Below are 23,958 nucleotides of genomic sequence, written 5' to 3' on the forward strand. Positions count from 1 at the left end.
CTTACCAGCGTGCGTCTCTTGGCCCCGCACCGTTGTGTCACTCACTTTTACTGCTATTTCTTTATTGAGCAATTTTATCGCTTCTCTTTCTGTTTTTGGCGTAGGCTAAATCTGCCTTGTAATCCTTCAAACCTTCAAAATCTATTTCTAAAAATATCCGCCCTTTTTCCGGTCTTCCATAGCAGCTTCAGATACCTTGTCGTCAATCCTCGTTTCGCCTCTTTCGCTGGTTTTCGTGGCAATAATTTCATTGATAATATCATCAATTCGAGATGCATGAGACTCTACTGCAGCGGTACAAGTCATGTCACCAACCGTGCGGTAACGAACTTGTTTTTTAAGCACTGTGTCAGTAGGATCAAGTGTTATAAATTTTGATACGGCAACCAGCTGACCTTCATGCTCGATGACATCTCTTTCATGTGAAAAATAGATAGAAGGGAGTTCGATATTTTCGCGCCGTATATAGTTCCAAACGTCTAATTCAGTCCAGTTGCTGATAGGAAACGCACGAACGTTTTCACCTTTGTGAATCTTACCATTGTAAGTATTCCATAACTCCGGACGTTGAAGTTTAGGATTCCACTGGCCGAACTCATCTCTGACAGAAAATATCCTTTCTTTAGCCCGGGCTTTCTCCTCGTCTCGCCGCGCACCACCAATCAATGCGTCGAATTTAAATTCTTCAATAGCGTCTAATAGCGTGTAAGTCTGCAAAGCATTGCGACTGGCAAACTTTCCCTTAGGTTCCGTAAGACCTTTTTCTTTTATAGTATCTTCTACATTTCTCACTATCAGCTTTTCTCCGATAGTTTTGGCTAACTCATCTCTATAAGCCAAAGCTTCTGGAAAGTTGTGCCCCGTATCTATATGTACTAAGGGAAAAGGAAATTTACCAGGACGAAATGCTTTGAGCGCAAGATGAACCAAGGTAATAGAGTCCTTGCCCCCTGAGAACAGCAATGCAGGACGTTCAAATTGTCCTGCCACTTCACGAAAAATATGTATTGCTTCAGATTCTAATTGGTCCAGGTAATCAAACTGGTACTGGCTCATATCGTCATTTTAAAAAACTTATCAATTTGTTGCATTTGCAGTTTCAGGTGCAGAAACGTGCAAACCGCATTCTTTCTTACTGCTATCTTCCCACCACCATCTTCCTGCCCTGAAGTCTTCACCCGGTCTTATTGCGCGTGTACAAGGGGCACAGCCTATACTTACAAAACCCCTATCATGTAAAATATTGTAAGGGACATTAAATTCATTTATGTAATTCCTGACATCCTCCGTAGACCAGTGCAGCAGAGGATGATATTTAATGATATTATTTTTTGCATCAAATTCAACCATCGGCATTTCATGCCTGTTTGCTGAATGTTCCGCTCTCAGTCCTGTAATCCAAATGGCATGGCCTGCTAATGCACGTCTCAATGGTTCTACCTTACGTATGTGGCAACAATCAATTCGGTTTTGGGGGGATTCATAAAAAGAGTTGGGACCTCTTTCACTAACAAGCTCCTGCAGCATTTCTGCATTAGGATAATAAGCGTTTATATTGGTATGGTATCTCTCGTTGGTAGCGCTCCAGACAGAATAAGTCTCAGGAAACAGTCGGCCCGTATCGAGCGTAAAAATCTTTATAGGAAGCTGATTGTTAAGAATATTATGTGCAATAGCCTGATCTTCGAAGCTAAAACTCGTCGAAAAAGTAACCTGGCCGGGAAATTCTTCTGTTAAATATTTAAGCATTTCAGGAATAGACAACTCTTTGGCCTGGCTCTGTAAATCCTCCACCATATTCAAAAACTCGTTGCTCATATTATTATTTTATGAGATTGGAAACGCGAAATTAAGCCAGAATTAATCGTCTACCAAACGAGTAGGCTTTTATTGCATGATTTAACACTGCTATGACGCAGGAAAAATTTAATACTGAATATTTAGAAAACAGGAAAAAAGTAAGAATTAGGTGAGAAGTAGCTAGAAAAATAGATGAGAAAGTAGCAGTGAGAGAGAGGAGAGAGCGAAGCAAGAAGAGAATAATTATCCTTTTTGCTTTTCGCGTGCGGAAAACATGTTGTTAGTGCAATGGATGAAGGGCGACCCGTTCTACGCTGGGCCAATGCGTTGACGAAGGAATTATTAAACTTTAAATAGATGAAAGATAATGATACTAGGGGAAAAAATTATTTGAAAGATAGTTTTGAACAATAAAAAAAATCCTTTCAACGTTTTTTATCTATACGCTCTAACAAGTAATGGGCATATTAAAACAGAAGGATTATGATCAAGTCTTTATTTGTACTGCTTTCAATACCCTTTCTACTGATAGTAATATCTTTTTTAGTCGTCACCCTGTCATTGAGTAAGCTTTTCGAAAAAAAATTAGCAACAGAAAAAGAGGAAGTACTGGATAGTGACGACATGTCTTACTGTTTGGCGAAATAGCCGGCCACAGTAAAACGTTCTCTGCAGATACTATAGTTCTACTATTTCTAAGAATGCTTGTTATATAATTCTGTTATGCAATCTTTGCCATAAATCCTCCTAAAGACGGCTTCATTCTGTTTTTATCTATCTTGAAAACAGTAGAAAAAAAGTCATCAAGGATAATATGAGCAGACAAGTTATTTTCTGCATACAGTCGAGCATTCTCCTTCTTATCCTTAAACTCGTCGTCAACTGCCGAAGTAATTGCATCAAGTAAGGCTTCTTTATTGTCCGGCTCTACTAAAATCCCCAAATTATTTGAGCTTATTACATCATGCAAACTTGTGCCCTTGCTTGCTGTTACAATGGCTACTCCACCAACTGATAAAATCGTACTCAACTTAGATGGCATCACCAAATCACCTGCACCAGACTTCTGCAGCACTAAATGGATGTCTGCCATATTAAGAAAAGAGTTAAACATTTTTAGAGGTTGAAGTGGCAGAAAAACAACATTTTGCAAGTTCAACCTCTCCTTCATCTTGATGAGGTTTTCTTTGTACGGTCCCGAGCCACAGATGGCAAACTTGATATCATGCCGATTTTCCAGACACTTTGCGCAATCCAAAATTGCTTCTAGCCCCTGTTTATTACCTATTGCGCCAGAATATAATATTATCTTATCCGAAGTATTGAAACCATAAGTGGATTTAAGAATATCTCTGTTTTGAAGAGGATAAAAAGTACTTATATCTACCCAATTAGGAAAAAACCGAATTTCCTTATCGTATTTATGCTTTACCTTTTTGATCATTCCGCTGGAAATGGTGCTAACCGTATCAGCTTGACGAATAATAAATGCTTCTATTGAAAGAAAAATATCAATAATAAGTTTGGACTTTACAATAGCCAAATCACGAGCTGCGTCTATCTGAAGATCCTGGATATGATACAAAAATTCTCCGCCTCTTATCTTTTTGTACAAAATTCCTAATAATCCCATTTCAAATGGTGGTGCAACGGTTATTATATTATCGTATTTTTTCTTAAAAAGAAGCACCATCATAACCAGGTAAGCGGAAAAAAAGAAAGAAAATTCTGAAATCATTCGATTTAGTCCGGTAGGATTTTTAGGAACAAAATGCGGACAACGAATAACTTTTATCGGATGCCCGTTCCTTACGTTTTGAAATTCAGTTGTAAACCAAAAACAGCTTTTTATATAGGGGCTCTGTACTTTCCATTGGGGGTAGTAGGGATAGGTGGTAACAACAGTGCAGTCGTTACCCTGCTCTGCTAACCATCTAACCATTTCCCCATTATACTTACCTATACCAGTTGGTTCAGGAGAATAATTGCCTCCAATAAGCAGTATTCTTCTTTTTACCATAAAATAATAATTAGCCGAGCTTGTGAAAATAACATAAATAAAATCTTGCTTCTCTGGATAAAACTAGCAATAGGACTAGAATAATATCCATTTTTTGAAATCATAAAGTCAATTGCAAAAAGTGTGCTTACTCTAAATACTAATAATTTTATTTAAAAGCAATTGCCTACATCATAGACACCTTTTGCCGAAAAAAAGTTGGATTTGGCGTATACTTTTAAACTAACCTTCCTGTTTGCGCGTTTTTGGGCGACTTATAGTTCTAATCTATATCTTAGACCTTATGAAAAAAGAGGGATTAACAGAAGATCAAGGTCCGGTGAGAAATAAGGCAGTAAACGAGCATCGCTTAAATTTTGCAGTGGCGAGGGGGGAAACTCAAAAAAATGTCAATAAAGAGATTTTAAAGTTTTTAACCAAAAGATTTGAAAAAAAACAACCCTCTAAAATTCTTGATTTACCATGTGGTACTATGTTGTTTGCTAGTTATTTAAAACTCATTTTTCCAAGCGCGCAAATTACAGGAGCAGACATACAAGAACCTGCTGTCGAAGAGACCCGATTCGTTAAAATGGATCTGACAAAAGAATTCTCATTACTAACTGACGAAACATATGATCTTATTACTTCGATAAGTGGTATAATGATGTTTGGGAATACTCTGAGTTTTATTTCAAATTGCTCAAAAAGGCTAACGCCAGAAGGAACGTTTATTATTACTAACGATAATTCTGCAACTATACTGGATAAATTATTTTTTCTTTTCCTTGGGAGGTTTAGATTATTTAAGCCAGTTTTTGAGGATTCTGAAACATTAATACAAAATGTATCTATACAGGAACTTTGTCGATTATTAAGAACTAACGGGTTGGAAATAGAAACAATTAAGTATACCTCTATCTATGTTAAGGACTTACTTTTTTTTCCAATTGCAATTCTAATCTACCCTATACAAACCCTTTACTTATACTATAAAACTAAATACTCAACTCCACTAGTGCGACTTATGTTTCCCTTCAAACAATATTTTTGTCGACACTATATAATAGTAGCAAGAAAAGTTTCGCAGGTGTCAGCTTGATTTCGCGGTTGCCTTTAGCTTCCTTGCTTGATTTTAGATTTTACATACAGCAACTGCCTCCGGATACTTTTAATTTGTTGCACCAAAGAATAATTTTTTTTCACTTGCTGTCCGACAGGAAGGATTGTAAATATTTCTCCGCCCCTCATAAACTCTGCAGTTGCTGCTAGACTTCCCTTTTCTTTTTGTACCTCTAAAAAACGGCCATTGTCGGCACGAATAAGAAATTTATTTGAGTATAATGGAACAAGATCAAATCTTTCTGTACTATCAACAACGTCCGCATCGGCTTTAACTATAATGCCCTGCTCGCCTCGGATTGAAAAAAACAATTCATTTCTCCCTGTTAGTGAAATTCTACCTTCACCCAAATCCTGTATCGCAAAATCCCTGTTTAATTTAGCGTCGTTTTGACCAATAATTATTTCGCCTCCCTCTGCTAAACTTAAATACTTGCCACCCTTTGTTTTTAAATTGACAAACAGTTCTTTAGCTGCACTCTCTTTTATTGATGGTATTTCATCTAACCTAACAAATCTGTATCCGCTTGCTTTTAATATTGGAATCAGTTGTTTTGTAAGTTCTAAAGTCCGGTTCTTTGGCTTCAAAAAATTCATGTCCGCTATTTCATCATGCATTACAACGATGCCTTTGCCCTTTTCCTCGATGTCTAGCAGGTATTTTTCGACTGTGTCTTTAACGCTGATATCATTTTTCCAGTAAAAACAGTCTATACCAGCTATGTCCCAATGTATCGGACCAATATGGTTAATGGTTGCAAGAAGATTTGAATTCAGTTCATCTGCAACCTCCTTCGACCATTTGCCGTAAGGGCTTCTAAAGTATATAGCGCTATTTTTGTTATATTTTCTTACCAACGCGTCTGTCCTTAATATTTGGTTTTGAACATCTCCATTTTTTGACAAATAATAAGGCATATCGGGGTGCTCGTAGGTATGATTTCCAATTAAATGTCCTAGCCTTGCCACTTTTTCTAAAATATTTTCATTCTCAACAGCATATTTACCTACTACAAAAAAAGTTGCCTTAATACCTTCGTAATGTAGAAACTCTGCTATTTCAAAAGTGCTTTCTCCTGGTCCGTCATCATACGTTAAACAAAGAAACTTTTGCGGCAGTTCCTCACCTGTATACGGCAGTTCCCTATACATGTTTTAACTTTTTTTGAGGTCTTTTACGGTTTCTGAAATAACTTAAGATATTGCTTTGCAACAGCTTCCTTTTTTTGTTCTGCCAAATAGTTTTGTAATTCAGCTGTAGGAGGAGGTGAAGCTGATGTTCTCAATTCTTTCAACTCCTCTTTCAACAGAACTTCAAGTTCTTTCTGATTTCCCATTTCAAATAATTTTCCAAAACCCTTTACGGCTTCAGATAATCCCCCTGCATCTGCAGCAATTATTTTACATCCGCATGCCAATCCTTCCAGCGCTACAATACCAAATCCCTCCTCATCTATTGACGGAATAACCATTACATGATGTCTGTTAAGAACTCTTGCGAGAGATTCACCTTCTAATATTCCTAAAAATTTAATTTTCTCATCTAGTTTATAATTTCTGACCAGTCTTTCCAACTCACCTTTCTCAGGGCCGTCACCGACAATGCTAAGGGTAAAATCAGTATTTAAATTACGGCAAGCCTTAATTAGGAGTTCGCATCCTTTTTGCGATACTAATCTTCCTAGGAAAATAAATTCTGCAATTCTTTTTTCATCTTCATAAATTTTAAATATCTCGTTATCATAGCAATTATAAATGATCTTAGAACTCGTATCGATATACTTTGCGATGCAATTACTAACAGCAATATTTTGCGAAGCTAATTTTATAAGTAGTAATTTAACCCTGGTCTTCTCGCTGTCTCTGTTACTTAAATAAAGATCATTGTGAGAAATTATCCAGCGTTTAAATGGACGAAATGGAATGAACCAAATACCTTTTAAAGAAAAGTTTGGCATATAAAAAACATCACACCAAAGAAAGAGAGACAGAACTTTTAACAGGTTGGGATTATAAAGGACTTTTAGTTGTTTTTCTTTATTTTCCTGACCTTGTCTTGCAGCCAGTTCTGTTTGAAACGTAATGACTTTAATTCGGTGGCCTACTTTTAAAAACTCCTCGATTAAATTATAAGTTTGATTCTCTAATCCGCCGACTGAGGGATAAAAAGCAGTTGTAAATACAAGGATGTTCATATTTCTATTCATAAACCTGTAACCATGTCATTTTTTCCAACTGAAGAAATAGATAAATTCATAGAAATTGGCACTTCAATTAAAAGCGTTGCATTAAGTAACAAGTTGCCAGCTGGAATAATTAACTGGCAATTTTTTGAAATCTAGAATGTTAATCTAGTATCACTATTTCCTTACATCAACTTTAATCTCATTATAATACTACAGCATGTACAAAGCGATTGTACATGCTGTAGTTAAAAATATTACATCTTTTTTGAATAACAACCCAGCGGCTATTTAATCAATTGCTTAGTAATGATAAATTCTTTATTAAAGAACTTTAAAATGTAAGTGCCCTTGCTTAACGCAGGCGATAAAGGTATTGAATGAGAAAATATACCACCAGCGTGAGTTATTATTTCGTTTAAAATTGTCTGACCTGTACTTGTAACCAAAGAAACGGTGTATTCTCCTTTTGCAAGATTGCTAGATTGAATAAATATATTGTTACTAATTATTGGATTAGGATAAACGCTCACGTTTCCATTCCCCGTTACAAATCTTACATATACCACGCTTGAAAAGTGGACTTCCCCTGATTTGTATACTGTTTTTATCCGATAATAATTATCACCAGGAAAAGGACTTTTGTCTAAAAAGTTGTAATTAGAAGAAATTGCGCTACCTCTTGCAGGAACTGTTCCTACTGAAGCAAATTGCCTACTGTTAAAAGATCCTTCGACTTCATACCTTTCGACATCTAACTCTGCAGTTGTTGCCCACTGCACTAACACATCTTTATCCACTTGTGTCGCCTTAAGGGCCGTAAGTTGTACTGATAATATTATACTATTTACATTAGGGACTGCAATAGATGAATTTATCGTAAATGGAGGACTGCTTACTATTGAACTCTCAGTTCTTTGTAACGCTGCTTTCACTTTAAAGCGCCAATATCCTAAAGGCCTTGATACATTGCCAACATTTATCATTCCTGTAAATGTGGTGAATGGTCCTCCGTTTACACTTACCAATATCTCATTTGTACCTAATGAATGAAAAGCAGTTAATGTATTTGCTGCGTCATCTGCTGAAAGAGTAGGAGCAACCGGTGTAGTCGTAATGGTAAATGCTGGGCTTGTCACCACTATACTTTCGTTTCTTTGAAGTGTCGCTTTTATTTTAAACCTCCAGTATCCTGCAGGACGAGATACATTGCCAACGTTAATCGTTCCTATATAGGTTGAAAAGACACCGCCATTTTCACTTACCACTATTTCGGAAGTTCCAAGAGCATGTGTAGCAACTAAAGTGTTTGCAATGTCGTCCGCTAAAACTTCAGGAGCAAGAGGCGTGACCGTAGTGGTAAATTCTGGACTGTTTACTACTGCACTTTCATTTCTCTGTAATGCTGCTTTTATTTTAAACTTCCAGTAGCCGGTTGGTTTTGATACATTGCCCACACTAATTGGCCCTAAGTACGCTGCAAAAATTCCTCCATTCTCACTTACAAGTATTTCAGAATTACCTAACCTGTGAGATACCGTCAAAACGTTTGCTACATCATCCCCTACTACTACCGGAGCATCAGGTGTAGTCGTGACAGTGAATACAGGACTGTTAGCGACAATACTTTCGTTTCTTTGTAATCCAGCCTTAATTTTAAATTTCCAGTACCCATTTGGCCTTGAGACGTTACCTACATTTATTGGCCCTGCGTATGCTGCATAAACTCCTCCATTTTCACTTACTAATATTTCCGTGCTTCCCAAAGTATGAATTGCTGTCAAAGTATTTGCAACATCATCTCCATTAATGATTGGAGCATCAGGTGTAGTTGTAGTGGTGAATTCAGGACTACTCGCTACAATACTTTCGTTTCTTTGCAATCCTGCTCTTATTTTAAATCTCCAGTAACCAGCCGATCTCGATGTGTTGCCGACATTAATTGAACCTGTATAAGCTGTAAAAGCGCTTCCGTTCTCGCTAACCAGAATTTCTGAAATTCCTAAAGAATGAGATGCACTCAAAACGTTCGCTATATCATCCCCTACTAGTGCCGGTGCATCTGGTGTAATTGAAGAAATACTTGCAATTGTAAATTCAGGGCTCGCCGCAACTGCACTTTCGTTTCTATTTTGTCCCGATTTTATTTTAAACTTCCAGTAGCCCAAAGGTCTAGACACATTACCAACATTTACTGAACCTGTGTAAGGCGCAAAAGCGCTTCCATTTTCACTTACCACAATTTCTGAAGCACCTAGCAAATGAGATGCACTCAAAAGGTCTGTTGAATCATTCCCGACTACTGTTGGTGCATCTGGCGTAAACGAAGGAATACTTTTGACCGTAAATTCCGGGCTTACAGCAATTGCACTTTCATTCCTATCTCGTGCGGATTTTATTTTGAATTTCCAATACCCTGCAGGTCTGGAAATATCGCCTACGCTGATTAGTCCCACAAAGCCTACAAATGCACCTCCATTTTCACTCACTACTATCTCTGTATTTCCTAAATCATGGGAAGCGTCTAGAGTATTTGCGGCGTCATCTGCTTTGAGGATAGGGGCAGCAGGAGTTGAAATTGAAGTATTGATAGTAAAAGCAGGACTGCTTGCCAGTACACTTTCGTTTCTTCCTGGTACTGCTTTGATTTTGAACTTGTAATATCCTGCTTCTCTATTTACATTACCTACCGTTATAGGACCTGGATATTGGACAAAATCACTCCCGTTTGCACTCACTATTATTTCGGAAGATCCGAGAACATGAGAAGCAGTAACCATATTATTAATATCATCAATTGTAATGATTGGAGGTGTTGGAGTTACATTTTGAATGGTAGTACTAAACGCAGGACTTTCAGAAATACCACTTTCATTTCTCCCTATCCCAGCTTTAATTTTAAATTTCCAATAACCCACTGGTCTTGATACATTACCCACATTTATTTGCCCTGTGTAGAGCAAATACGGTCCTCCATTTTCGCAAACTAGAATGACGGAGTCTCCTAAAGAATGGGAAGCACTTAAAACTTTAGTTACATCGTTACCGATTACAGTAGGCGCAGCAGGTGTATTGGTAGTTGGCGAAGTAGTAGCATTTAACTCAGGACTATTGATTACAGCACTTTCATTCCTTTGGAGTCCCGATTTCACTTTAAATTTCCAGTAACCCTCAGGTTTTACTACATTACCTACACTTATTTGTCCTATATAAGGCAAATATGGCCCGCCATTTTCACTTACTAATATTACAGAATCTCCTAAGGGATGAGAGGCTTTTAAAGTCATAATCGTATTATCGATGACTATAATAGGAGCAGCAGGAGTCGTTATATTTATTGTATTGCTAATAGTAAATTCAGGGCTGCTAACTACTGCACTTTCGTTTCTCATTGTCGCAGCCTTAATTTTAAACTTCCAATAACCTGAAGGTCTTGCCAAATTATTTACGCTAATTTTTCCTAAGTATTGCACAAATGCACTGCCATTTTCGCTAACAACAATAGCGGTATCGCCAATTGTATGAGAGGCAACTAAAGTGTTAGCAACATCGTCAGCAGCAAGTGTAGGAGCTATTGGAGTGTTTATGGTATTATTTGAAGGAACAAACCTAAATTCGTCTAATCCTATCACTTTGCCATATGCCGGTCCCCCGCTATTAGTAAAGTATAGTTGCATTGTTTTAGGACTGCCAGTATTTGCTGCTAAGTCATAAGAGCCAACTTTAACTGGTTCACTACCCGCATAACCAACGCTTATTGCTCCCGCAACCATGCTTATGTCAAGCAATTGGAACCGTTTCGTAATGTTTTTTACTGTTGCCTCAGGACCTGAACTGATTAAAGTATTGTTAGCATAAACGTTCACAGTGATTGGCGAGGCAGAGTAATCGATGCTATTGTAAAACCTTATGATGATTTTACCATTATCGTCTAAGACATCTAAATACACACCTATACTTGTATTTGGCATGCAGTTGTCGTAATTTACCTTTCCAAATAATCTCCAAGAAGAGAGATTATTATTAGTTCCTAAGTCTCTCTTAATAGTATAAGCACCGGCTTCTTGGCTATATGTGATATACAAGTCGGGCGATTTCCTTTTGCTATAAGTTTTGACGTTTGTTTTCGCATTCCAACCGGCAGCGTCGCTTGCAGGATTTCTCGTCCAACCACTTGTATTGTCCGCTAAACTAGATCTGTAAGGAAGCCCTGCCATTAAATCTATTCCAGGCAAGACTGGAGTTTCGTCACCTCGTTGAAATGAAGTAGAAATAGGTATCGTTTGTTCTTGAATTGAGTTTAAGCCAGTTATTTTCCATCTATGCGTTCCTCCATGATGGCTTTCATCGTTGTGATACAAGTAGTAATCAGGGCCTATTGGTACAATAACCGGCGAAAAAGCATTACCAGCCATCTTAACATCAGCAGGCTGAGTAACATCATCCGAAGTCGTTCCAAACTGCCCTACAAACAAACCATTATCATAATAGTGATTGAAGATGTTTGTTTGTCCTGCTTTCCAAAACTCTCCATAGTAGTGGGTGATAATACTCCTACCAATTGCTAGGGCTGCGTCGCCTTGCCCCCCTTCATTTGGGCCAAAATTGCCCACTTCAAAATCTCCGTTATCTGGGAAAGCTCCCTCGTATGCGTCAAAGTTAGATAACGCAGTTTTCCACTTCACCTTACCGGTCGCAATATCTAAGCCGCCAAGATGGTAACTATTTGTTTCGTTTCTAACGCGGCTGCCCTTATATAGCGCAAGAATACCGGTTGATGTTATTTCAGTCGGGTATATTGTAATACTTCCATTTCGGGGCTCGTTTGTAGATGTATTACTGTGTGTCGCTATACCGTTCGCTTGACTATAGATTGGATTATTTGCATCGAACCCTAGCAACAATCTCTTCTTGAAATATTGAATTTCATTAACTCCGCCGTTTTGCATTTCGCCAATTGAACCATCAGCATAAATTTTGGCTGTACTCTCGAAAGTAAGTCCTGTATATCTTATACCCTTGGCTGTATCAAGCTCTACCACTTCCGCCAACCCATCCGACTTCCGCTTCATTATCGCGTAAGTACGTCCATTTGATAACGTACATATATGTCGCACTTTATAGAGTAAATCATATGCGGTATTATAAGTGCCATCCCAATTATATTTATGTACCCAGCTATTCTTAATAGGGTTTGTATAATTCACTTCGTATTCTTGCATTGTATTTAAGACTCTACTAGGATTGCTTAAGTCAACAGCCAAATTATAAGATCTTCCTGTATACTCTATTCTATCTATGAAGCGTCGATCAGACGAATAATGTTGCATTCTGAAATTAGATGGGTCACATACCCAAAAGGAACCGTCTTCTGCAAACGCCACTGCTCCAAACCCTACTTTTTCTGCTGTCTCTTGGTCGCGTTTCCAAAATGCAAAACGATCATTTGATATTGTCGGAATGATATTGTTACCATTAGGTTGTCCCAATGTCCAAGAGGCTACTCCTGAAGTAAAATCAAAAGCTTTAACCTGTTGGCTATCGGCCCCGTCGACTAGGGCAACTAAAGAGCCATTAGTGCTCATTGTAATAGGAGCACTAAAGCCGGTTGCAATAATCCCCGTGGAAAGTAATGTGCCATTACTATTAATTATACATTTTTCTACTTTATTGCCAGCGGTACACAACCATAAAGTATTACCTTTTGAAGCCATTGCTGTAGGTGAAGTAAACGCCAATTTTTGAACTACAGCACCAGTAATTTTATCTAGCACCCTAACTTCATTTAAATTCTTCCTTGATATAAAAATAAAGTTATCACTGACTGCCAGTCCGGTAATAAAGGCATCATGTGCATCCTCATATCCTATTGCCGAAGTATAAGTGTGGGCATATTTAACAGGAACTACTTTGCCGTAGGAAAATGTGGCTTCGCTTTTGTCTGAAACCTTTGTAGCAAATACAAACGAGTGAGTTGGTTGAAAAGCATCGTAGCCAGCCCAATAAATATTAGTTCCATCAGTAACCATGAAGTCAGTATTCTGCCCCGTATTATCATAAGGCATGGGATGGAGCTTTACTTGTATGTTATTCAATGCGAACATACCATTGCCTCCTTGACCTTCGCCATAACCGATACAATAGTAAGCATTACCACTGGCTATTACCATACCTATTGCGGGATCTAACGAACGGTGAATGCTGTTACCTGTCTGGGAGGTCGAACTATTGCCTATAATACCCTCCCAATTGTAACTTACATTGTTTGATAAGACTTTAACTAAATAATTATCATTAGGCAATGGCTGTTGAAAATCGTCGGTTCCATCCCACTTAATGGAGTAGGAACCTGCCTCTTTAGTGACACCACTCCACAACGTTCGCACCAAAGTTCCATCTTGTTTGAATATACCAGCACTAGTCAGTGCTTTCGCTTTTAAACTGTAAGAAAAAGCTGACGATGTTTGAGAATAAACGGATTTAAAAAATGAAGGGCTGAACGTCCATAGAAGGATAAGTAGCGTTCTCTTGTTTAACATAGAATATCTTATTGGATACCCTATCAAACTAAAAATGTGTCTTACCTATTGCACTTTTATGGACATAACCATAACCGAAATAGACCAAAAACTGTTTTAAATTCTAAAATAAAATTACTTTTTACCTACCATCTGCTATTTGTGGTTCATTAATTTTACAGTATACTTGAGTAAAATAAGCCATCTTCAAAATTGCAAAAGCAAGGCCTCTAGAACCATCTCTAAACCCTCCATAAAACAAGAAACTTCCGAAAAAGTAAGCTAGACCAATGAACGGGCCTTGCATCAATTTATACTTCAACTTCTGTTTCCAGGTCCACTTTTTTTTTTCACTTTTACTTAAAATTGTCTTTAAAAATCTTTTAGCTTCCCAATTAGAATATTCATTATGCTTGATAATATAATCGGACACTCCTCTGAAATCTTGGTGGTCTATTCGATTTTTTATTCGACCTACTTTTCCATCTAATATCGGGTGCTCGTGTACTTCCATGTCGAGTTTACTCCACTGGTCCTCATCTATCTTCTCATATTCTCCGGCACCGACTTTGAAAAGGGCAAGCTTTTTTAAAGGATATCCCCCTTTTAATTGTTTACCCATAAAATAAATAGTATAACTAAGCCAAAACCCTACTTTTTCCTCATCTTTTAAGGCTATTCTCAGTTCCGATTTAAAGTCTTGGGTTAGGTATTCATCAGCATCAAGAAATAGCACCCATTTTGACTGTATATTATAATTTTTTAAAAACCAATTTCTTTTTTTTGGAAACTTACCATCCCACTCAAAATTTAAAACACTTGCTCCGTAATTTTCTGCTATCAGTTTTGTTGAATCAGTACTGCCAGAGTCTATAACTACTATTTCAATTACTAAATCATCCCCTATCGACTGTAAGCATTGTTCTAAATTCTTTTCTTCATTTTTTACCGGTATTGCAATAGTTAAATCGAGTCGAGACATTATTTCATGTTGAAGTAGTAGCTGCTCACTATAGGAAAATAGTAAGCGCTTTCACAAATTATTTAAAACTGATAATATCAGCTGCGGGGATACGTTCTTTTATGGATTTGCAAGGATGACCTGCACAAATAGTCCATTCTGGCATGTCCTTCGTAACCACTGATCTAGCTCCTATTACACAGCCTCTTCCGATTGATACCCCTGGATGGACAAATGCCTCAGTAGCTATCCAAGCATGGTCGCCAATGATCACCGGTTTAGTAAATAGTGAAAATCCTGGGTCAGTATAATCATGAGTTCCTGTCACTATGTGCGCCCCTTGCGATATCACAACACGTCGGCCGACAATTATTCTATCCTGAGAATAAAGTATAGCACCATTAGCTATCCCGCACTGGTCCCCCAAAGAAAGATTCCAAGGAGCCCAAATCTTGACCCTAGGGTAAACATGCACTCCCGCGCCTACTTTAGCAGAAAACATTCTTAACACGAATGCTCGCCATCTATGAAAAGGATTGGGAGTATATCGAAAGAGCAGAGTATAAACAATATTCCAAATAACTCGACTTATGCGGTTCCTGATTGAGAAGGAAGGACTACAAGCAGTATCTTTATTCACCATGTTATTTGTAATTCCCCCACAGATTTAACTTTGATATCACATTAATTTAAACTTTAAAAAAAGGCAAAATAAAACGAAAAAGAGCGCGAAGGTAGCTTTCGAATCTCTTTTTTTTTGATTTGTAGTCTACACCCCAGTGAGCTCCAATTCCGGTTGGTTCAACATTGAAAGGAAACCTTATTTGCACTGTTTTATTTTTTATTTTGGCTAGAGGTTTTAAGATGTTGAAATATACCAGTTCCATATGATGTAAATGTGGAGACATCTTTCGTTTACTGTTGTATAGAACTTCCATATAAAAATCCTTCTGCACAATAAATAAAGTAGTTAAGACATAATGCTTTTTAAGCTTAAAGAAATCAAAGTCTCTGGAATCTGCAATCACATCATATTTTTTTACTAACACTTCGTCGATAAGTCTTGCTAATCTCGGGAAATATAGTCTTCCTGTCACTTTAACAATATATTCTGCCTTAATTAAAAGTGCACTATGGTCAAAAGCATGGTCAATCATTTCTAATTCTGAGTAGCCATAGTGAAGGCCTGGTGGTATTTCAGTAGGTGTTATTGATAAAAATTCAACATCTCTTCGATACTTATTATTTTTGTCGACTACGTGCTTTAATTCTACTAAATCATAAGATGAATTTTCAATAAATACTATTCCAGTGATTCGTTGTTCATCGTAATTCAACCAGTATAGCAATGAGGTCTTATAATCATTCAACCTTGTAGTCGGATCAGATCGTTTTACACTATTGATATCTGGCGCGATACAAGCTGTCATCAATAATATAAAACCTCCTTTTGGAATAGTCGGACTCGTCATCTTCTTTGTTAATAATTATAGTATAAATAGTTGGTCATGCTACTTACGCTATTGCCTCCAAGAGTCTTTCTGTCGATTTATTAATATTAAAAGTACTGTCAAAAACTTTTTTTGCATTTTGTGACATCACTTTTTTTTCACCTTTTGTTAGAGAAACCCACCTTTTTAAAAGCTCAATTGTACCGGTAAGACTATTTTCCATCACTATACCAGCTTTTCCATCTTCAATTTCCTTCCATATATTAACTTGGTTTGAAATTAGAACGGGCTTCCCGCATCCAAGGGCTTCAACAACTGCAATCCCAAAGTTTTCCTGATGGCTGGGCAAGACAAATGCTTGGCAGTCATAGAATGCGCCCCACTTCGCGTCACCATCAAGCATTCCTACTACAAAAATATCTGAACTACGCGAAGCCAATCTCTCAATTTGCTGTCCATAAAGCGTCTCTAAACCAGGACCCGCTATTACTAATGCAGGTAACTTAAATTGGGCTTCCCTTAAATTCAAATACGCTTTAACCAAAAGATCAATTCCTTTCTTTTCGTTCACCCTACCTAGATATAGTAAATAGTTTTTAGGAACTTTAAGTCCAAACTTCTTTTGAAATGCATCCGTCATGGCTTCTTTGTAGTCGGGCTGCGCATCTACCCCCAATCCCACCACTGATTCTTTTTTTGGTTCATATGGAGTGAAAGTTTTACGGGCTAGAATTTTTTCCATCTCGCAAGTAAATAATAGTCCGTCCGAATTACGAATAACTTTACTTTCTATAAACTTCCAAAAAAGCCAATTTCTAATCGCTTTAAGTTTTCTTCCGCTGGTCTTTTGAAAGTAAGGGTCCAACATTCCATGTGGCATTACAAAAACTCTCGGTATTTTTTCATTTCTACTCAGTAGTACTCTTGCAGCTTTTCTTACTGCATAACTGGTATATAGCCAAAGGCCGTGAATTATAACAACGTCGTAGTTGCACAGATTCAATTGCAGCCAGCCTAACAACCCTCTATTATACTGCCAAGCGGTCTTACCGGACCCAAGGGCATGAATTTGAAAAGAATAAGAAGCCAGGTAAGGAGCATCGAAAGTATCTAGGCTGACTGTCTGATTTAAGCAGCAGTTTTTATCCAGTCCTGCAATCATCATTTGGACAGCTTTACAAACACCTCCCATCTGCGGATCCATTGCAGCTACCACATGAAGAACTTTTAAATGGCCCATTTACTTTGTTATTCTACAACTGTTTTTAATACACAAACCCCTCAGTTCTATAAAAATATTTGGAGTCTCGTGGAATGCTTTGCAACTCTTTCGCTGGAACTCCTCCGTATAACGCCCAGTTCTTGCTAAAGCTCTTATTTAAGAGAGACTTGGCGCCCAAAACAGAATAATCAGGCAAATTAGCTCCCCCTAGAATTACTACATTGGTTCCAACAAATGTATAGCTTCCAATGTAGATAGGTCTACTATCCTGAATGTTTTCAAGCACGTTGATTGAGTGAGTTAATAGTTGAGAGTTATACCCTGCGATTGTTGAAAATTCCCCTATATATATAAGGTTAGTACAATCAAGATGATGACTTTTAGTTATTGCTGCATTATTTCTTAAAATTAATTTAGCTCTTCTCTCTTTTTGATGTTTGAAATGCACACCTCCAATATTTGTGGAATAACCTGTAATCCAATTGCTTCGGCCGATTATCGTGTTAACTCCCATCTCAATACAATCCAAATTAACAGCTACTGTAAAATGGTCTATTTTTGCTCCCGCAGCCATTTGCAACTCTTTAGGAAAAATCCACGCGAAACCTATAGAAGCTTTTGGGTCAATTTTATAATTAAATAATTTATTTAAAAGAATTCTTCGGATAAACCAAGGAAACAGAAAGGTGAACAATTTTAGAATCATTAATAGCTTATTTAAGAGTTCTTTCTATAGAAATTGAGATAAGCTTTAATCATTCGTTTATTATCAAACCTTGACCCGTTTTCAAATCCTTTGTCTATTAGTTTCTGCCGCGAGTCTTTATTTTGCAAAGAGAGATAGCCTTTTACAAAATCGTTTGGATTTCTTGGATCAAAGTGTAAGGCTGCTCCTCCGCTAATTTCAGGCATAGGTTCAATATTACTGGCTATAACAGGTGCTCCACAGGCTTGCGCCTCAATCACTGGCCAGCCAAAACCTTCAGAAAAAGAGGGAAATATAAAAGCTTCACAAGAACTATAAAGGGCAACTAAAGTGAGATGGTCAGGTTTTACAATTGAAAAGACGCGATCCTGTAGACCTAATGATTCGCTGTACTGAACTAGCTCACTGTTTATAGGTTCACCAGCAAAACAAATATTTAATGAGGTAGCACTTTCCATAATACTCGCCATGTCTAATAAAAGCCTTCTATTCTTTCTGGGTAAGCCAGAACCTACGTGTAAAATAAAAGGAACAGTGTCATCTATTCCTAACCTCTTAAGAACTTTCTTTGCTGACTCACTTGGCATAGGTTTAAATTCAGCATTAAATGCATTGTGAATAACCTTCCAGTTTTCCTTTCTTATTGTCTTACTATGGCATAACTCACAAAATTGGTTAAAGGTAAGTTGAGACACAAAGGCAATTGAATTTGCTTTATTCAAATAACTCAAAATCCATTTTTGAAGTATTTTCCCCATCTTCGAGGCCGGCTGATAGCTTCCAAGCAGGCCCAACCCCCCTTTGATAGCGATGACATCGTGACAAGTAATGCTAGTACGGTTGGCGGGAAAATATTTTAGATAAGGAGCGTTGGAATGATCGCAAATATGATAATGGATACTGCTACTCTTGAAATTCTTACTGTTTAAACGCCTCTTGAGTACCAATGGGAAAATGAAATATTTATCGATATATCCCAACCATTTGCCTATCCCCGAGTTGCTTATACTAATACTAGACCCAAATATTCCAGTAGGCCACCAAATCTCAGAATCAATTCCCTCGTCTTTAAATCCAGAATTTAATAGATGAGCAAACCTAATCATGCTTTCCTGCTTATCCGGACGATAATTACCGATGAGAACTATTTTTCGACTAGTTGGAAATTGGGCAGTTTCTCTCATTGCACTCAGTTAGATACGCGTAAAGAAGCAATAATTAACCCTCCTAAAAGTGTAGAAAAGCCTAGAGATGTAGGTTGTCCCCATTGCCCTTGTGGGATTAATAGAAGTCCAAAGCTCACTAAAACCCAGGGAAGTAAATTGCCAGACGCAATTTTTTTAAAACTAGCCCATGCGATTCGTATTGAAAAAAACACTCGGATTGCTATTAAAAATATTCCAAGCAGCGGGCCCATTTCTCCTATTAACCTACCCCATTCACCTTCTGCAATTAAAAAAGTGGTCTCTCCTGTTAAAAGAGAACTGCCCACATTTGTGCCCATCCCAATTCCACGACCAAAAAAAGGTAAACCATACGAGTTTTTTATAGCCTCAACCATTCCACCTAAGTATCTATCTACCAATACTCCATTAAGTCCACCCTCACTTTCATTCGCAATCTCATATCTCTCAGAAAAAGCTCCAGTGGCGGTTTGAAAAAAACTAAATTTCGATAAACTTACAAGTGCAATTAAACCGACCAACAAGAAAAGTAGGATTTTGCCTAAGTTTTCGGGTTTTCTTCCTATGGCAACCCCAGTAAAAATCAAAGAAATAAGAACCTGAAATAATAGTCCTCTACTTATTGACAATGGAACAGCACAAATTAAAGCTACTCCAGACGCTAATAATATGTATTTATTTATTTTTTCTGGGTTGAGAAAAAAGTAAATAATGAAGGGGGCTGCAAAGCTGTAGAAAAGAGTATTTCCGTTTGTGAAAGAAAAGGTACCAGGAGGTCGAAAAAATTCACCGGCACCGCTAAAACCAGCTCCTTGTAGTGAACCTCCAACTCCTCTATTCACCCATGCTGACTGAGGACTATAAAACTGAAGAGTAACAAGAACGGTCATTGGTATTGCGATATAAAGTGTTGCTTTTCCTATCTTAACTACATCTTCCAAATTAAAAATACGACCTATCGCAAACATTAGTGGGAAATGAATTAGCAGAATTCGGGCACCGAAGACAGCTACAGCTAGATTGCCATGTCCAAAAAAAAGCGAGGTAAAAAGCGCTATTACTCCGATTATGATAGTGAAAGTTAGATAAGGTGTAGAAGGTAAAAGCCCTAATCTCCAACTGGCTAAAACAATAAATAGTGCAATCGGATCTCGAACCACAAGCAAGGGTGTATCTAAAGCCGGCAATAACCATTTTCGTAATGCACCTTCAAAAATTAGCAGTAAAAAATATAGCCATACGGCTTTTTTTAAAAAAGTTGTCTTGTTATCGCTGATACCATCATAACTCTCATTATTAAAAGCTGTTATCCTATCCTGTTGCTTGTGCATCATAACTTCCAAAATCAAGAATTTTTAACGGCTTCTACTAATTCACGACCGTACACCTCCCAAGGTCTTTTTCTTGCGGTTTCCATAGCAGCTTTTCCGTTTTCGGCGATAACACCTGGATTGTATAGCAATTTTTCAATTGCCTGTTGTAATTGAAAGGTGTTACCAGCATCAATTAACCAGCCATTTCCATTATTTTCGATAAGATCTGGCCCTGCGGTCCTATTGGTAGTTATTACCGGTGTCCCTTGTGACATTGCTTCAGTTATAACTAACCCAAACCCTTCAAAAAGAGAAGGGAAAATCAGGACATCATGCTGCTTCATAATGTCTAAAATATCTTTATGAGGCAATGATGGTATCCAAGTGTGCTTCAATAAAGCTTCATTAAGTACCAAACAATCTTCATTAATTTTTTGACCAACTACAGTTAACTCTACGTGAGCACCGAGCGCTTCTACTGCTGCAAAGAGATCCGCAATCCCTTTTCGTTGAGAAAGACCCCCAACAAACAATAGTTTTAAGGCTTTACCTGAAGACAAGTTTCTGTAACTTCTTTTGGCCGTAACGGTGGGAAATCCATATGGTATTACTTTGATTGGACATAGTACTCCTGGAAATTGTTCCAAAGTCTTTGCTGTGAATTGGCTAGCAACAAAAATTGTGTCAGCCTGTGACAGCTCATAATCCTTGCGAACTAATTTTTTGTCAGAATCGGCTAAGCCTGTTAGGGTGCTTGTCCATTTTGGCCATCTTTCCTGCTCTACTGCTAATAGGTGCCTTGCTGCCCGCCAATATCCAATAGGTAAGTCGTAGAAGCATTTCATGTCCAATCTCTTTCCTTCTGCGAAAGAATACGCTGCTGCATCCTCATAAGCATAGACCGCTCGCGTTCCCTTTTTCGATAACATCTTTAGTTGAGCTGCTACCTTTTTGTCGAACCTTTTGTAAACCTCATCAATGCTAAAAAAACCCTGTTCATGTTTTACCAGATTCTTAAACCCTAACTTTCCAGATATTAGCCTTCCCAGTTCCCTACCAGGAAAGGCTTTGGTAACAGATTTAAGCGCAGGATCAAAAGCTCTTCGTCTCAATTCTGAAAGTGCTTTTACCGAAGCCAGATTATCTAGAACATCTCCTGGAAAAGTAGCAATAGAGGTGTAAAATCGGGCTAGTAGGTTAGCTTCCATAAGGCCTTTTGCTGCTGCTTTCACATTTGCATTGCCTGTTGGATGACCAAAAACTACCTTCATTTTATTTATAAATTTCTTTAAAATTGCGGTAACGCATTAGTAATTGAAGTATAAATTGGTTGGTTAAACAATAGAAAGTAAGTTTAATTGTATTTAGAGTTGTTTAAACCATTAAAAATATTTAGATAAAGTCTCGAAACTTCAACTGACGTATGGGCTGCTAAATGCATGACAGCTTCACGTCGCAATTCCTCCTCTAGTTTAGGCTCTTTTAGTACTCTTAGCATAGACTGCACAAATGAGTTAATATCGCCCCTTTTAAATACGAGTCCTGCCTTTCCCACTGCATCCGGCAAACCTCCACCATCAGATACAATGGGTACGCAACCACAAGCCATTCCTTCTAATGCCACTATGCCAAAAGGTTCTTCCCACATTGAGGGAACTAAAAGAAAGCGATGCTCATTCAAACTTTTAACTAATACATCTCCCCGAAGAGCTCCTTTGAAAAAAACCCTACCTGTTAATTTCAAATCGCATACAATTTTTTCTAACTTATCCCTTTCGGGGCCATCCCCAATTATAGTTAATGACAAGGAAGAAAAAGACGAGTTATCTTCTTGCTCTTTAAGTAACTGTTTAAAGGCTTGAATTGCCAAATCAGCTCCCTTATCAGACACCAACCGGCCAAGAAAAAGAAAATCACCTTTCTTTTCAATATTTTCTAAGTGTTTAAAAGTATCCTCTTGATAAGGATTTCCAATAACAATGGAAGTCGGCCAACAACGTTTTCGTATTGCTTCGCTGCATGATATTACTATTTTAGAGCGTTTCAACCATTTGAACTTAATTTTTTCTTGTAGGCCAACTGAACCATCTGCTTTAGTGATCCAAGTTTGGAGACTCGTAACCCAACCTCTATTAAAAAATATGCCGGGCCATGCCAGTCTAAGGGACAGGTTATTTTCAAATACCACATCTGCCCATCTGTGAACTCTAATAAGATCAAAAAAACCTGGACTCCTAATAACTTTAAATGGAAAAGTCTTTTTCCCTATTTCTTTAGTCCACGTTACCAAACAAACGTCGTACCCAGCATTATAAAAAGAATTCGCTAAAATCTCAGATATAGTCTCAATACCCCCTATGTCAGGGTAATATTTATGTGTAAGAAATAGGATTTTTAAAGCCATGTAAAATAAGTTCTTAGTCTACCTCTTCTTCTTTATTTTTTCTCAATAAAGTGATAAAAGGGGCTAAATGTAATTAGACTTTTAAAGCATTATTCATTTGCAGTAAAAGTTCCACTAACGTTCGTAACCTTTAACGCTCGCCTTTATTAAGTCTAACGTCTGATGAGTTAATTGGGTGCGACGAAACGGCTCTCTAACAACTAACGTTGCAGCTAGAAGTTCAAGTAAATGGCGAACTATTAAAAAGAGCGGCCATACCGTATATACTGCCGTGGGATTATAACATTTAAAATATCTTAGCTTAGCTCGGTGATACTGCATTGATCTCGTTGCCGACCAAGCTGATATTGTCTCTAAATTATCGTGAATAACTGCGTTTGAGCGAATTACGCCCATCTTCCAGCCAAGTTTTCTCAGTCTTTTTGCCCAGTCCACATCACACTCCGAAAATGGAAACAAGATTGCGTTTAATCCCCCAGATTCTTTCCAGGCAGCCACTTTAACTAGTAGAGGACTAGTATATACCACATCCAATTCACTAAATTCAACGCCTCCCTGTTCTTGTTGCCACTTAAACGGAACAGCTTCCATTTTGAGTCTATGAACAAGATGCTTACCTAAAGCAAAACCTAGCAAAGTAGGAAAGGGTTGACCAATGCCAGCGGATGTTCCGTTGTGCTTTCGCACAGTAAATCCACAGGCTGCCAACTTTTCTTTGACATTCAGCTGATTTATAGCTTCTAAAACAGGTTTGGCTTCTAATATTTGATTGTCCGTCTCGTAAAAAAGTAGGTATTTTAAATGTGGAAACGTTTGCAAGCCAACCTCTACTGCAGTATTTAAACCAGCGGCAAAAGATGTATCATCTCCTGGTTCAGGAATTACAATTTTTAAAACAAGGCCCATTGATATTTTAACACTCTCAATCCACTCTATACTGCCGTCAGTAGAGCCGGCGTCATATATAATTATAACGCAGCGGTCGTTTAGTTCGGATGTGGGAAGCCATAAGGATAGCGCGAGTAACGATTCGCGTAGAAGAGCAATACGATTAAAAGAATTAATTACTACAGCAATATCATATAAAGGCATAGA

17 protein-coding genes are annotated in these 23,958 nt (G+C 37.8%); 1 reads left to right on the forward strand and 16 read right to left on the reverse strand.

Annotated elements, in window-relative coordinates; genetic code table 11:
• Positions 1-147: 147 nt before the first annotated feature.
• From cysD to SAE01_RS14780, 3 genes are all read right to left on the reverse strand, one after another.
• Positions 148-1,056, reverse strand: a complete 909-nt coding sequence (gene cysD, locus SAE01_RS14770; RefSeq protein ID WP_147204558.1) for a sulfate adenylyltransferase subunit CysD — start codon at positions 1,054-1,056, stop codon at positions 148-150.
• A gap of 21 nt (positions 1,057-1,077) precedes the next feature.
• Entirely contained in the window at positions 1,078-1,818 is a 741-nt protein-coding gene (locus SAE01_RS14775) for a phosphoadenylyl-sulfate reductase (protein WP_147204559.1), read from the reverse strand.
• A 703-nt stretch (positions 1,819-2,521) separates the two neighbouring features.
• Positions 2,522-3,820, reverse strand: coding sequence for a WcaI family glycosyltransferase (locus SAE01_RS14780; protein ID WP_147204560.1), 1,299 nt, complete (start codon positions 3,818-3,820; stop codon positions 2,522-2,524).
• Positions 3,821-4,103: 283 nt separating this feature from the next.
• Between SAE01_RS14780 and SAE01_RS14785 the strand changes: the two genes are divergently transcribed.
• Complete coding sequence (locus SAE01_RS14785; RefSeq protein ID WP_147204561.1) at positions 4,104-4,901, forward strand: methyltransferase domain-containing protein; 798 nt, start codon at positions 4,104-4,106, stop codon at positions 4,899-4,901.
• Between the two features lie 14 nt (positions 4,902-4,915).
• Here the strand turns inward: SAE01_RS14785 and SAE01_RS14790 are convergent, their stop codons facing one another.
• From SAE01_RS14790 to SAE01_RS14850, 13 genes are all read right to left on the reverse strand, one after another.
• Positions 4,916-6,073 (reverse strand): polysaccharide deacetylase family protein, encoded by a 1,158-nt coding sequence (locus SAE01_RS14790; protein WP_147204562.1) that lies wholly within the window; start codon positions 6,071-6,073, stop codon positions 4,916-4,918.
• A 23-nt stretch (positions 6,074-6,096) separates the two neighbouring features.
• Entirely contained in the window at positions 6,097-7,116 is a 1,020-nt protein-coding gene (locus SAE01_RS14795; RefSeq protein WP_170234167.1) for a glycosyltransferase family 4 protein, read from the reverse strand.
• Positions 7,117-7,391: 275 nt separating this feature from the next.
• Positions 7,392-13,643 carry a T9SS type A sorting domain-containing protein gene (locus SAE01_RS14800; RefSeq protein WP_147204564.1) on the reverse strand — a complete coding sequence of 2,084 codons (6,252 nt, stop codon included), beginning with the start codon at positions 13,641-13,643 and terminating at the stop codon, positions 7,392-7,394.
• Between the two features lie 121 nt (positions 13,644-13,764).
• A complete protein-coding gene (locus tag SAE01_RS14805; RefSeq protein WP_147204565.1) occupies positions 13,765-14,604 on the reverse strand; it encodes a glycosyltransferase family 2 protein in 840 nt (279 codons plus the stop codon).
• Between the two features lie 58 nt (positions 14,605-14,662).
• Complete coding sequence (locus SAE01_RS24940; RefSeq protein ID WP_246113249.1) at positions 14,663-15,010, reverse strand: putative colanic acid biosynthesis acetyltransferase; 348 nt, start codon at positions 15,008-15,010, stop codon at positions 14,663-14,665.
• A 262-nt stretch (positions 15,011-15,272) separates the two neighbouring features.
• The gene (locus SAE01_RS14815; RefSeq protein ID WP_147204567.1) at positions 15,273-16,055 is read right to left on the reverse strand and encodes a hypothetical protein; all 783 of its coding nucleotides are present in this window, start codon (positions 16,053-16,055) and stop codon (positions 15,273-15,275) included.
• Between the two features lie 43 nt (positions 16,056-16,098).
• Complete coding sequence (locus SAE01_RS14820) at positions 16,099-17,274, reverse strand: glycosyltransferase (RefSeq protein WP_218029166.1); 1,176 nt, start codon at positions 17,272-17,274, stop codon at positions 16,099-16,101.
• A gap of 25 nt (positions 17,275-17,299) precedes the next feature.
• Entirely contained in the window at positions 17,300-17,962 is a 663-nt protein-coding gene (locus SAE01_RS14825) for an acyltransferase (RefSeq protein WP_147204568.1), read from the reverse strand.
• A gap of 11 nt (positions 17,963-17,973) precedes the next feature.
• A complete protein-coding gene (locus SAE01_RS14830) occupies positions 17,974-19,146 on the reverse strand; it encodes a glycosyltransferase family 4 protein (RefSeq protein ID WP_147204569.1) in 1,173 nt (390 codons plus the stop codon).
• A gap of 5 nt (positions 19,147-19,151) precedes the next feature.
• A complete protein-coding gene (locus SAE01_RS14835) occupies positions 19,152-20,480 on the reverse strand; it encodes a hypothetical protein (protein WP_246113254.1) in 1,329 nt (442 codons plus the stop codon).
• An 11-nt stretch (positions 20,481-20,491) separates the two neighbouring features.
• Entirely contained in the window at positions 20,492-21,730 is a 1,239-nt protein-coding gene (locus tag SAE01_RS14840; RefSeq protein ID WP_147204570.1) for a glycosyltransferase family 4 protein, read from the reverse strand.
• Between the two features lie 83 nt (positions 21,731-21,813).
• Positions 21,814-22,863, reverse strand: a complete 1,050-nt coding sequence (locus SAE01_RS14845) for a glycosyltransferase family 4 protein (RefSeq protein WP_147204571.1) — start codon at positions 22,861-22,863, stop codon at positions 21,814-21,816.
• Positions 22,864-22,977: 114 nt separating this feature from the next.
• A complete protein-coding gene (locus SAE01_RS14850) occupies positions 22,978-23,955 on the reverse strand; it encodes a glycosyltransferase family 2 protein (RefSeq protein WP_147204572.1) in 978 nt (325 codons plus the stop codon).
• Positions 23,956-23,958: the final 3 nt, after the last annotated feature.

The organism is Segetibacter aerophilus (assembly GCF_007991655.1).
Classification (GTDB): Bacteria; Bacteroidota; Bacteroidia; order Chitinophagales; family Chitinophagaceae; genus Segetibacter; species Segetibacter aerophilus.